This is a genomic window from Vreelandella subglaciescola, from assembly GCF_900142895.1.
Lineage (GTDB): Bacteria > Pseudomonadota > Gammaproteobacteria > Pseudomonadales > Halomonadaceae > Vreelandella > Vreelandella subglaciescola.
Map to the genome: position 1 here is coordinate 2462862 of NZ_LT670847.1, position 12197 is coordinate 2475058.

Consider the following 12197-nt stretch of genomic DNA (forward strand, 5'->3'; position numbering starts at 1 on the left):
GCCGCAAGCCAACGTTGAAGCGTAAAAAGCGCCCGCCTATATTGGCGGGCGCTTTTTTTTTGTGTCAGGGCTGCCCAGACTCTTTCTCTGTCATTACCCCAAACCCCGGCAGTCCTTCGGCCTGCTTTCGCCCGGCAGAGCCAGCCTCCTACACAACCTGAGTGTTGCCCGTGCCGTTGTAAGAGGGCGGCTCTGCCGCGCGATGGCATATTCCTAATTGATTGTAGATCGGCTATCGCTCATCCGGCCCGTAAATCATGTCGATAAGCTCGGCGCGGTCGACCTCGCCGAAGTAGGGGTAGAGGTCAAAGCCTTCCAGCGCGGCTTCAATATCGTCCTTGTCGTAGCGCACGCCGGTCAGGGCATCCTCGAGATCGCTGACCGGGTGCTGGCCAAAAAAGTCGCCGTAAATCTTGACGTTTTCGATGGCGCCGCCTTTTTCCACCTTGAGGCGAAAATCGATAATCCCCGCGGTAAAGTGCCGGGTGCGCTGGATATCAAACGCCGGCGAGCGGCCGTAGTTCCACTCCCAGCGGCCGTACTTCTCGTCCACCAGGGTATTGATACCTTGCCAGTCTTTTTCGCTCAGCCGGTAGGTTTTGCGCTCAGCGCCCTCGGGGTAAATGCCGGCGAGGATTTTTTCCTTGAACGCTTCGGTCGTTAGCGGCGCGTCGAGAAACTCGGCGATGTTGGCTACCCGCGCCCGGGCGGATTTATGCCCCTTGGACTTGATTTTGGTCATCTTCACGTCCAGCGCTTTATTCACCTGGCGCAAATCGCAGTCCAGCAGCAGGGTGCCGTGATTGAACATGCGCTTGGTCGAGGAAAACTGGGCGTTGCCGGAGATTTTTTTATCGCCCACCACGATGTCGTTGCGCCCCTTCATTTCTGCCGCTACGCCCATGGCGTTAAGCACCTTGATGATGGGGGTGGCGAACTGCTTGAAATTGTTCAGCTTGTCGGTGGAGAAGTCGGTCAGAAAGCTGAAGTTGAGGTTGCCGTGATCGTGATACACCGCGCCGCCGCCGGAAATCCGCCGCACCACATGAATGCCGTGCTCGTCGATATACGCCTGGTGGATTTCTTCCAGGGTGTTCTGGTTGCGGCCGATGATGATCGACGGCGCGTTGATGTAGAACAGCAGGTAGTCCTCGCCGGCGGGCAGGTGGCGAATGCAGTGCTCCTCAATCGCCAGATTGACGTGGGGATCGGTGACGCCTTCGTTGTCGATATAGATCATGGGGAGCCCTCAGCGGAATAAAAAACGTTTAGCGTAATGAGAAACCTGCAGCGTGCAATATCATGCCAGCCAATGGCGCCAGTTTAGCATTGCTGCAGGCTGAGGCCGGCGTTGGATGCCTGTCACACGGGCTTTTGCCTTAGGGTATGACGGTCTTGCGGCTTAATAGCCGGTAGCACTTTTTGCTGAGTAAAAAGGCATATAAAAACGCTTGCCCGGGGCAGTGAGCGGGCTTATAAGAAGGCCGCGGCGCCGGCATGTACGCGGGTGCCGGTGTCAGGAGCTTGTATCATGCATGAAGGACTCAGCCTGTTTTACGTCGGTGCGGTATTGATTTTGAACGGCCTGTGGATGGCCGGCCGCATTGAAGACCGTGAAATTCAGGTGATCAACTACTTTACCGGCGGTGTCAGCCTGGCGGTAGCCGCCTATGCGGCCTTTGGCCCAAAAGCCGACGCCATCAGCGTGCGCAACGCCGCGCTGACGCTGCTGTTTGCCTTTACCTACCTGTGGATCGCCTTTAACCGGCGAAACGGCTGCAACGGTCGTGGGCTGGGGTATTTCTGCCTGTTTGTGGCGCTCACCGCGCTGCCCACGGGCATCTTGCAGTGGACCCGCGCCGATACCCTGTGGGGCTGGTGGTCTACCGTGAACTGGCTGGCCTGGGCCGTCCTCTGGCTGGGCTTTTATCTGATGCTGTGCCACTGGCCGCGGATGCAGCCGTGGATGGCCAGGCTCTCTCTGGTGCTGGGCGTGTTCACCGGCTGGGTGCCGGGCTATCTGCTGCTCAACGGCCTGCTGCCGCTGGGCGCTTGACGGCCGGCTGGCACCGGCTGGCCGGGCAGCGGTATCCTATGCGACATGACTGCTGCCCGAACGCCCCCTGTCCCGCACGGTAATACCGCCGCTAACGCCGCCATCCTGCGCCCTTACCAGCGCGAAGCGGTGTCACGCGTGGTGACGCATTTTCGTACCACCAGCGAGCCCGCGGTGGTGGTGCTGCCCACCGGCAGCGGAAAATCCTTGGTGATTGCCGAACTGGCACGCCTCGCCCGCGGCCGCGTGCTGGTGCTGGCCCACGTGCGTGAGCTGGTGGAGCAAAACCACGCCAAGTATCAGGCCTACGGCCTCACCGCGGATATTTTCAGTGCCGGCCTCAAGCGCAAAGAGGCCGGCCGGCAGGTGGTGTTTGGCTCGGTGCAGTCGGTGGTGCGCAGCCCCGAGCGCTTTCGTGATGCCAACTTCACCCTGCTGGTGATCGACGAATGCCACCGCGTCTCGCCCGATGAAAACGCCAGCTATCGTCAGGTCATCGATCATTTGCGCGTGCAGAACCCGGCGCTCAAGATTCTCGGGCTGACCGCCACGCCGTATCGGCTGGGGCAGGGGTTTATTTATCACCGCCACTACCACGGCATGGTGCGCGGCGATGACGCCTGCTTTTTCTGCGACTGCGTGTTCGAGCAGCCGCTGCGGCTGATGGTCAAGCAGGGCTATCTGGCAGCACCCGAGCGGCGCGACATGGCGGTGGAACGCTACGACTTTGCCGCGCTGGCGCCCACCGACAGCGGCTATTTCAGCGACGATGCGCTCAACCGCGTGGTGGCGGCCAATCGGGCTACGCCGGGCATCGTTGCTGATATTATCGAGCAGGCGCAGACGCGGCAGGGCGTGATGGTTTTTGCCGCCACCGTGGCCCACGCCGAAGAGGTCCTCGGCTACCTGCCGGCCAACGAAGCGGCGCTGATTACCGGCGCTACCGAAGCCGATGAACGCGCCGAGCGAATCGGCGCGTTCAAGGCGCGTGAGATAAAATACCTGGTCAACGTCGCGGTGCTGACCACCGGCTTTGATGCGCCCCATGTGGACGTGATCGCGATTCTGCGTCCGACAGAATCCGCCAGCCTGTACCAGCAGATTATCGGCCGCGGGCTGCGCTTGTCGCCGGGCAAAGACGACTGTTTGATTCTCGACTACGCCGGCAACCCCTGGGACGTCTACGCGCCCGAAGTCGGCGAGCCGCGCCCGGCAAGCGATAGCGAGCCGGTGCAGGTCATCTGCCCCGAGTGCGAGCACGCCAACCTGTTTTGGGGCAAGTACGACGGCGAGCTGCTCATCGAGCACTACGGCCGGCGCTGCCACGGGCTGGTGGAAGACGCCGGTAAACAGCGACAGTGCAGCTTTCGTTTTCGCTTCAAGGTGTGCGACGGCTGCGGCGCAGAAAACGACATTGCCGCGCGCCACTGCAACGGCTGCAACACGCTGCTGGTCGACGCCGATGACAAGCTCAAGGACGCGCTCAAGCTCAAGGATGCCCGGGTGCTGCGCGTCAGCGGCATGCAGCTTGAGGCAACTCCCAACGGTCGTGGATTGCCGCGGCTGAAAGTGACCTACCACGATGAAGACGGCGCCACGCTCGCCGAATGGTTCGCGCTTGAAACTGCCGCCCAGCGGCGCGCCTTTGACGCCGTGTTTTTGCGCCGCCACCTGCGCGCGCCGGGCATCCCGTGGCAGCCGGCAACGCCCGCTGAGGTAGTCGCCGGGCGCGAGCGCCTGCGCTCCCCCGATTTTGTCGTGGGGCGTCAAATCGGGCGGCACTTCAAGGTCCATGAAAAGCTGTTTGATTACGCCGGGCGCTATCGCCGGGCCGCCGATGCCGGATAGCCGCCCGGAGGCGATTTGCTGGTAATATGCCGTTAAATATGGCTCTTCGTCGTTAGGTGTGGAATTCGCCCCCTAAATTAGGCCAAAATATGGCCTCCACAACGACAGGAAATATGACATGGATGGCACTAAGATTCTGACCCTCGGCCTGGGCCTTGAAGCGCCCTGGATTCTCAAGGAGCAGCACCTGGATACCGCCGTGTCACCTCACCGCTTGAACCTCACCGTCGAGGCAGAACGTGGCAGCCTTTACCCTTGCCCCGAGTGTGGTGACGCTTGCCCGGCGCATGATTTTGCCGACAAGACCTGGCGGCACCTGAACTTCTTTCAACATCACTGCTATCTGCATGCGCGAGTGCCGCGCACCAAGTGCCCCACGCACGGCATTAAGCGGATCGAGGTCCCCTGGGCCCGCCCCGGTAGCGATTTCACCCTGTTGTTTGAGCAGGCCGCCATGGCTCTGGTCAGGGAGATGCCGGTGCTCGCCGCCGCTCGCCTGATAGAGATCACCGACAAGCGGTTATGGCGTATCGTGCATCACTATGTCGGGTGCATGCTCGACCAACTTGACCTCTCTCAGGTTAAGGCCGTGGGGCTTGATGAAACCGCCGCCAAGCGCGGCCATCGCTACGTCACCGTATTTCTGGATATGCAGCGCAAGAGCGAGCCGGTTGTCTTCGCGATACCCGGCCGTGGCAAGGCCACCGTCAAGGCCTTCAGCGAGTTTTTGGCTGCACATCAGGGCGACCCTCAGGCCGTTCAGGAAGTGGTCTGCGATATGTCGCCAGCCTTCCTCAAAGGCGTGGAAGAGCACCTGCCCAAGGCCGAGGTCACCGTCGACTGGTTTCATATCGTGCAGATCTTCACGCGCGCCCTTGATGACGTCAGAAAGCGTGAGCGGCGCGAGCAGGAACCCCCCAAGCACTTACGCTGGGCTGTCTTGCGCAATGCCGACGCCGGCAACTTAACGGCTAATCAAATCGCTGCGCTGCAGGAACTGATGGCCGACCAGAGCGCCACGGCCGACGCTTGGATCATCAAAGAGAAACTGCGCTGGATTCAGCAGGCACCCACGCTTCGCGGGGCTCGCTGGCGAATCACGCGCTTCCTCAATTTTGCCCGAGAGGCGATCGCTGGCAAGGGCCTGCTGTCTCCGATGAATAAGGCGCTGAATACCCTGGAACGGCATACCGACCGCGTTATCCGCCGCTGGTTATCGGGCCTGACCAACGCACGGTTGGAAGGGATGAATAGCCTGTTTCAAGCGGCCCGATCACGCGCTCGCGGCTACCGAAACGAGAGCACTTTCATCACCATGATCTACCTGATTGGCAGCCCTGTGGGCAGCATGCTGGATCAGGCCAAATCCACATGAAACGTCGAAGAGCCTTAAATATTCAACCCCAAGGCCGCCACCAGGCAGCATGCGAAGACACGCGCAGTGGCCACTTGCCGAACAGCACGGGAGACATGATGTACAGGGCCATGCGCAAACGGCAGATAAAATGGACCGTAATCGTCTTTATCCTGCTGGCAGGAATCCTGTATCTCGGCAAAATCCCCTACGATGAAATTTTGCGCACCGAGGTGCATACGCGCCATATGCAGCTGATGAAAACGGCGAGTATGTTAAGGCAGGAAAAGCTGCTCGATGTGGTTCAGGATGCTCGCCGGTTGGCGCTGAACAGCGGAGTGAAAAGCTATATCGAGACGCCCACTGCCGACCACCGCAACAAGATGCAGCGTGCCTTGATCAATACCAGTAACGTTTATGGTCGCTACGACCAGATTCGCTATATCGACTTGCAGGGCATGGAGCAGGTGCGGGTTGACTATGCGGATGATGGCGCCTACGCCGTGGCTGATACGATATTGCAAAGCAAGGCTGACAGCACCTATGTAACAGAAGGGCTGGCACTTGACGAAGACCAGGTGTACTTCTCGCCGATTGATTTAAACAGGGAGAACGGCACCCTCGAGCGTCCGTTAAAGCCCGTGATTCGTCTGGTGCAAAAAGTCACCGATAGCGACGGCGAGCCACAGGGTTTACTGGTATTAAACTACGCCGCAGGGGAATTCCTTAACCAGTTTCGGGCGCTTTTTCCCGATCTGGATCAGCCGATGTTGCTTAATAATGAAGGTTATTGGTTGCTGAATGCACAGGCCGATAAAACGTGGGGGTGGTTGCTGGGCCAGCCGCAGCAAACGCTGGGTGCCGAGAGACCCGCGCTGTGGAAAAAGATGCAAACCACGCCCGGGCAGACCATGGAACTCGACGGCGATCTGTTCAGCTATCAGCGTTTTGATGCCGTTAACGTTGCCACCAATGGCCTCAGCTCCTACGCCGACGAGCGGAAGTTGATAAGGGGTATCAGCACTTCCGCTAAATGGTTCATGCTGGTGCAAACCCGAAGTCCGCAGTGGCATGTGGGAGCGGCGTACCTGCGGCCCTGGTTTCGGGTATTTGTCGTGGGGCTGTTTCTCATGGCGGCAATGCTGGTCTACTTCGTTATCGCCAGCCGCGAACAGCGGCGTGTGTCCCGGGCGGCACAGCGTGGCCAGCTGGCTGATTTCAAGGATCTCTACGAAAACGCTCCCATCGGCTATGTGACCGTGTCGGCGTCGGGCCTTATTACCAACGTCAACCACATGTTGCTCGCGTATCTGGGCTATCAGCGCGAGGAGCTGCTGAACGACTGCTACTTCATGGATCTGGTCGATGATGAATCACGCGCCGGGCTTGAAGGCCTGATGCACTCTTTGGGCGCGGGTGAGCACGAGCAGTATCGACTGGAAATGCGCTGCAAGCACGGTGAGCGGCTGACGGTGCTGTGCAGCGTGTCGTCACGGCTGTCTACCAGCAGTATGTTGACGGTCGGACGCTGCAGCGTGCAGGACATCAGCCAGCAGGTTAGCCTGGAGCGCTCGCTTGAGCGTCTGGCCTACAGCGACTCCCTGACCGGGCTGGCCAATCGCCGGCATTTTGACGAGCTTGCCAGCCGTGAACTAAAGCGGCTGCAGCGCGAAGGAGGGCCGTTGACGGCGCTGGCGCTGGACGTCGATCGCTTCAAGGCGGTGAACGACCGTTACGGCCACGCTGCCGGCGACAAAGTGCTGAAATCGCTCGCCCGGCATGGCGAGAAGCTGCTACGCGGCACCGATATTCTGGCGCGCTTTGGCGGTGAAGAGTTCACCGTGCTGCTACCCGGTGCCACCCAGGAGCAAGGGCGGAACAAGGCCGAGGCCTTGCGTCAAGCCCTGGCGGAGGCACCCGTCACCCTGCAGGCCGGCGAGGTGATTCACTACACGGTCTCTATCGGCGTGGCGACGCTTGCTCGGCCTGAAGAAACGCAGCTGCCGGCACTGCTCAAGCGCGCTGATGAAGCGCTGTACCAGGCCAAGCGCAGCGGACGTAACCGGGTCTGCGTGGCAGAGCCGGAGTGCTGAGACGCTGTTGCCAAGGGAGTGCCCTTGCTAGACTGAGCGGCTATTCCGCCTTCATCAACAGAGAGACGCCCGCGTGAGCGAGACGCCTGCCGCCGACACATCACCTAGTGCCGAAACGCCTGTCGAAACCGCCAGCGAGCCGGTGTCGCAGGCGCTCGCGTTACTCTTTGACGAGCCGATCACCGAGCTGCCGGAAGATCTGTACATTCCGCCGGAAGCGCTGCGGGTGTTTCTGGAGACCTTTGAAGGGCCGCTGGATCTGCTGCTGTATCTCATCCGCCGCCAGAATCTGGATATCCTCGGGATTAACGTCGCCGCCATTACCCACCAGTACATCGAATACGTGGAGCTGATGAAAGCGATGCAGATCGAGCTTGCCGGCGAATACCTGCTGATGGCCGCGATGCTCGCCGAGATCAAGTCGCGCACGCTGCTGCCGCGCCCGCCCAAAGCCGAAGGCGACGACGAAGAAGACCCCCGCGCCGAGCTGATCCGCCGGCTGCAGGAATACGAACGCCTGAAAGACGCCGCGGAAACCCTGGATACCCTCCCGCGCATGGGCCGCGACTGGTTCAGCGCCCGGGTTGAGGTGCCGTCGCTTGATGCCCGGGTGATTCACCCCGAGGTGGGGCTGTCCGATCTGCTCGGCGCGATGGGCGACATCTTGAAACGTGCCGAGTTGACCCAGCAGCACCAGATCAGCCGCGAAGTGCTGTCTACCCGCGAGCGCATGCTGCGCATCATGGAAGCGCTTAACCACGCGCGCTACACGCCGTTCGAGTCGCTGTTCACGCTGGAAGAAGGCCGCGCCGGCGTGGTGGTGACGTTTATGGCCATTCTGGAACTGGCCAAGGAAGCGATGATCGACATCGTCCAGAACGCGCCGCTCTCGCCGATCCACGTGCGCGCACGTGATACCGGAGCTGGCCGCGCCGACGACGACCCCGACGACGTGGAAGGCGGCGAATCTGCCTTTGCCGACGAGGAAATCCCATGAAGGAAGCGGCCACCGCCCTTGACGACCCTCTTACCCTTGACAACATCGTCGAAGCCGCGCTGCTCGCGGCTGGCGAGCCGCTTCCCGTGGAGCGGCTGGAAGCGCTGTTTGCCCATGCTGAACGGCCCACTCGCGCCGAGCTGCGTCAGGTGCTGGCGCGGCTGCACAAGCGCCACACCGACGGCGCGCTGGAGCTTCTGGAGAGTGTCTCGGGGCACCAGCTGCGTATTCGGCCAAGACTTTCGCCCTGGGTCTCGCGGCTGTGGGACGAACGCCCTCAGCGCTACTCACGCGCGCTGCTGGAGACGCTGGCGCTGATTGCCTATCGCCAGCCGGTGACCCGCGGCGACATCGAAGAAGTGCGCGGGGTCAGCGTTTCCAGCTCGATCATGCGCACCCTGAGCGAGCGCGGCTGGATACGCGTGGTAGGGCACCGCGACGTGCCTGGGCGCCCGGCCGTTTATGCCACCACACGCGGCTTTCTGGACGATTTCGGCCTGAAAACCCTGGACGCGCTGCCGCCCATGCACGCGCTGATCAATGATGAAGCCGGCGATCCCCCCGACGAGGTGCTCAAGCCCCTTGCCGAGGACGCCAAAACGGTGCAGGATGCGCCACCCGAGACGGCACCGCCCCTCGAAAGCGATGCCGAACACCACGCCGAGACGGCGTTAACCCAGCCGCTGAGCTTTGCCGATCTAGAGGCGCGGCTTGCGGCACGTGCCGAGCGCCCAGACGATGACGACGAGCGCACGGACGAAAACGATGTGAGGTCAGACGACCATGAGTCAGAATAACACTTCCCATACGCCGCCCAGCGGTGAAAAGCTGCAAAAAGTGCTCGCCCGCGCCGGTTTCGGCTCGCGCCGCGAAATGGAAACCGCGATTGCCGCCGGCCGCGTCAAGGTCAACGGCCGGGTGGCCACTCTGGGCGACCGCGTGGAGCCGCGCGACAGCGTCGCCTTTGACGAGCGCCCGATCACGCTGCGCGCCGAGGAAGAAGCCTCGCGCCGTGTGATCATGTACAACAAGCCCGAAGGCGAGCTGTGCACCCGTAAAGATCCCGAAGGGCGGCGCACCGTATTTGAACGCCTGCCGCGGCTCAAGGGCGAGCGCTGGATCGCGATCGGCCGGCTGGACATCAACACCAGCGGGCTGCTGCTGTTTACCACCGACGGCGAACTGGCCAACCGGCTGATGCACCCCTCGACCCAAATCGAGCGTGAATACGCGGTACGGGTCATGGGTGAGGTCAAAAAAGAGCATCTCGTGGCGATGGTCGAAGGTGTGATGCTTGAAGACGGCCCGGCGCGTTTTACCGATGTGCAGGAGTTTGGTGGCGAAGGCATCAACACCTGGTTCCACGTGGTGATTCTGGAAGGCCGCAACCGCGAAGTACGTCGCCTCTGGGAATCCCAGGAGCTGACCGTGAGCCGCCTGAAACGCGTGCGCTACGGCAACATCTTCCTGGATAAGCGCGCCAAGGCCGGCGAATGGGTCGAGTTGAGCCAGGGTGAGGTAGATGACCTGTCAGCGCTTGCCGACCTGCCTGCGCGCAAGGTGCCCGCGCTGACGCCGGATGAGCAAAACCGCTGGAGCCGCGACAAGAACAAGCGTCGCCCGGTACATGCCATGCGTAAACCCAAGACGCGCCGGTCGTGAATGTGCGTGGTGCATAGCGCGCTGAAGAATTTTATGACAATCAGGGCGAAAAGGGCTTGCGGTAACGGCGTTATATAAGTAGCATATGCAACCGTTCGAGGGGGTCGTTAGCTCAGTTGGTAGAGCAGTTGGCTTTTAACCAATTGGTCGTAGGTTCGAATCCTACACGACCCACCATTCGAACCCTGTAAGGGTCGTTAGCTCAGTTGGTAGAGCAGTTGGCTTTTAACCAATTGGTCGTAGGTTCGAATCCTACACGACCCACCAGATACAGGTTTCAGAGGTTTTTATCAGCTTTCTGAAACCCAGCAAAAAAGCGCCTCAGGGCGTTTTTTTGCTGTCTGGACTTCCTCGCTTACTTAACCGCCTTCAAGTGACGCAGTTCTAATGCCAGGGCTAATGGCAGAGCTTTAATAACGCCGTTATAGCGCCGGAGCGCTATTCTAAGAGACGTTGAGCCATAGGGGTGGTCAAGGGGCGCGTGTACCCGTGGCGGGCGCTGAGCCTGCATAAGCGGCTTGAGAGCGACGGGCGTTGCTGGACACGACTACTCGCTGATTAGGCATATGACAAGCCGGCTCGCAGTCGTATATAGGTCAAAAAGTTTCCGCAAAAGCGGAGGCGCCGGGGAAAGGCGGACTACCAGTCGGCAGGCCGACTCGGGCTTTCAGTAACTTGATGAAAAGTGGCAGGGGCCATGGCTATGTGGGTTTTAGGCGTATCCTGATATTCCTGGTTAAGCGAAGTGTATGGCTGGCTTTTAGTGATAGCATCACTTTGTCCTAACGTGTTGCTGTCTCGATATGACTCAATCTTTTTATTGCTGATGTTCCCGGCGTTATTGAATGCGCTTTTTGAAAAAACGGTGTCGTTTTCTAAAACGCTAGCCGTTTTCTTTTCTTTTGCTAAATGCGTTAATTGTGAAGATTGACCAAGAGTGTTCTCATAGGACATGCTGGCGAATGTTATCGATGCGTACGATACACTCATGGCTGAAATGCTGATTGCAGCAATTTTTTTGATTTTCGTCATGATAAGGTTCCTGTTGTTCAGTACGCCTTTAGTATGTGGGAGATTTATGAAACGACACTGAAAACCACTCATGGATTTAATAAAATATAAAAATAATTTGATGCTTATGCAGAAAAGTGTAGCTATATAGCGTGTAGCTATATAGGGCGTGACTATATAGAAAGTGCCGCTTATTGTTTTTTCGTGGCGAAAAAAATTTGCTGATTGACGACAGTTATAGGATTATTTTTGGCATTTTTTCATCTTTTTTGACGTTTTTTACAAGATAACTGTCCAGTTATCAATTTGCATGTCAAAGCACCACCACATGATAATGGGTGGTGCCTTTTATGCATCGTACGAGAAATGGATGCCACCTGGGCCGGGCAGTGTTTATCTATCGGGTTAAAACGATAGACTGACCCCCGCCACGACGCCAGTATTCTCTGTGCGGCTGCCTTCAGCGCGTGAAGAATCGGCGGTATCGCCGTATTCCTTTTCCCAGTAGGCCCCTACGTAGGGAGAAAATCGGCGGGTGACCTGATAGCCCAGACGCAGGCCTGCACGTACTGAGTTGAGCCCTTTTCCCACGCCAAATTCCTCAACTTCATCAGCGGCCACCGCGATTTCGGTGCGCGGTTGCACATAGAGCCGTTGGGTAAGGCTAATGTTGTACTCGCCTTCAAAGCTGGCGGACACGTCGCCTTCGTCACTGAGTTGTAGCGCGACGTCGGTTTCGATGCCGTAAGGCATGACGCCCTGCAGGTCAATAACACCATAAGTGCGCTCGGCATGGTCGTCAGAGAAAACGCCGCCCTGATAGCCAATACCGCCTTGCAGCTCCCAGAAGTCGGCAATGAGGCGGCTGTAAAGCAGTTCCAGGGACTCAAATTCGGCGTCTTCGCCGTCACCTTGAATGTTGTCCCCTTCCGACTTTATATACACGCGGTTTACATCGCCGCCGTACCAGCCTTGAAAGTCCCAGACCACGGCATCTGCTCCGTTATCCGGCATGCTGTACTCCAGTCGATCGAAGCGTGCCATGCTCATATTGTGCTCGACGACAGGAGAGGGCCAGCTACTGGGGGCATTGTAGCCATCTTTTGCCTGAGATGTGTTGGCTATCGCCAGCAGGCATATAGCGCTTGCACTAGTGACATAAAACCTGGTTTTCAT

At 59.1% G+C, this 12197-nt stretch carries 10 protein-coding genes and 2 tRNA genes; 9 read left to right on the forward strand and 3 right to left on the reverse strand.

Translation table 11 applies throughout. The features are described 5' to 3' along the window. Positions 1–232: 232 nt before the first annotated feature. Complete coding sequence (locus B5495_RS11475) at positions 233–1240, reverse strand: lipoate--protein ligase (protein ID WP_079553866.1); 1008 nt, start codon at positions 1238–1240, stop codon at positions 233–235. A gap of 291 nt (positions 1241–1531) precedes the next feature. Here B5495_RS11475 and B5495_RS11480 point away from each other — a divergent pair, with 291 nt between their 5' ends. From B5495_RS11480 to B5495_RS11520, 9 genes are all read left to right on the forward strand, one after another. Next, positions 1532–2056 (forward strand): AmiS/UreI family transporter, encoded by a 525-nt coding sequence (locus tag B5495_RS11480; RefSeq protein WP_079553868.1) that lies wholly within the window; start codon positions 1532–1534, stop codon positions 2054–2056. 45 nt (positions 2057–2101) lie between these two features. Further along, the gene (radD, locus tag B5495_RS11485; RefSeq protein ID WP_079553870.1) at positions 2102–3904 is read left to right on the forward strand and encodes a DNA repair helicase RadD; all 1803 of its coding nucleotides are present in this window, start codon (positions 2102–2104) and stop codon (positions 3902–3904) included. A gap of 118 nt (positions 3905–4022) precedes the next feature. Continuing rightward, positions 4023–5279, forward strand: a complete 1257-nt coding sequence (locus B5495_RS11490; protein WP_079553872.1) for an ISL3 family transposase — start codon at positions 4023–4025, stop codon at positions 5277–5279. A gap of 110 nt (positions 5280–5389) precedes the next feature. Beyond that, positions 5390–7351, forward strand: a complete 1962-nt coding sequence (locus B5495_RS11495) for a sensor domain-containing diguanylate cyclase (RefSeq protein ID WP_172824564.1) — start codon at positions 5390–5392, stop codon at positions 7349–7351. 73 nt (positions 7352–7424) lie between these two features. Next, a complete protein-coding gene (locus tag B5495_RS11500; protein ID WP_079553876.1) occupies positions 7425–8348 on the forward strand; it encodes a segregation and condensation protein A in 924 nt (307 codons plus the stop codon). Beyond that, on the forward strand, positions 8345–9145 hold the full coding sequence (gene scpB, locus B5495_RS11505) for an SMC-Scp complex subunit ScpB (protein WP_079553877.1): 801 nt from the start codon (positions 8345–8347) through the stop codon (positions 9143–9145). The genes B5495_RS11500 and scpB overlap by 4 nt, the downstream gene beginning before the upstream one ends. Next, entirely contained in the window at positions 9132–10010 is an 879-nt protein-coding gene (gene rluB / locus B5495_RS11510) for a 23S rRNA pseudouridine(2605) synthase RluB (protein ID WP_079553879.1), read from the forward strand. The genes scpB and rluB overlap by 14 nt, the downstream gene beginning before the upstream one ends. 101 nt (positions 10011–10111) lie before the next feature. Further along, positions 10112–10187: transfer RNA gene (locus tag B5495_RS11515), tRNA-Lys, on the forward strand. 14 nt (positions 10188–10201) lie between these two features. Continuing rightward, positions 10202–10277: transfer RNA gene (locus B5495_RS11520), tRNA-Lys, on the forward strand. Between the two features lie 372 nt (positions 10278–10649). Here the strand turns inward: B5495_RS11520 and B5495_RS14710 are convergent. Further along, the gene (locus B5495_RS14710) at positions 10650–11042 is read right to left on the reverse strand and encodes a hypothetical protein (protein ID WP_154045265.1); all 393 of its coding nucleotides are present in this window, start codon (positions 11040–11042) and stop codon (positions 10650–10652) included. Positions 11043–11426: 384 nt separating this feature from the next. Next, positions 11427–12197, reverse strand: a complete 771-nt coding sequence (locus B5495_RS11525) for a copper resistance protein B (protein WP_079553881.1) — start codon at positions 12195–12197, stop codon at positions 11427–11429.

Coding starts and splice junctions, on each gene's coding strand:
- B5495_RS11480 (WP_079553868.1), top strand. CDS start 1,532: ATGCATGAAGGACTCAGCCTGTTTTACGTCGGTGCGGTATTGATTTTG.
- B5495_RS11495 (WP_172824564.1), top strand. CDS start 5,390: ATGCGCAAACGGCAGATAAAATGGACCGTAATCGTCTTTATCCTGCTG.
- rluB (WP_079553879.1), top strand. CDS start 9,132: ATGAGTCAGAATAACACTTCCCATACGCCGCCCAGCGGTGAAAAGCTG.
- B5495_RS11475 (WP_079553866.1), bottom strand. CDS start 1,240: ATGATCTATATCGACAACGAAGGCGTCACCGATCCCCACGTCAATCTG.
- B5495_RS11525 (WP_079553881.1), bottom strand. CDS start 12,197: ATGAAAACCAGGTTTTATGTCACTAGTGCAAGCGCTATATGCCTGCTG.
- scpB (WP_079553877.1), top strand. CDS start 8,345: ATGAAGGAAGCGGCCACCGCCCTTGACGACCCTCTTACCCTTGACAAC.
- B5495_RS11490 (WP_079553872.1), top strand. CDS start 4,023: ATGGATGGCACTAAGATTCTGACCCTCGGCCTGGGCCTTGAAGCGCCC.
- B5495_RS14710 (WP_154045265.1), bottom strand. CDS start 11,042: ATGACGAAAATCAAAAAAATTGCTGCAATCAGCATTTCAGCCATGAGT.
- radD (WP_079553870.1), top strand. CDS start 2,102: ATGACTGCTGCCCGAACGCCCCCTGTCCCGCACGGTAATACCGCCGCT.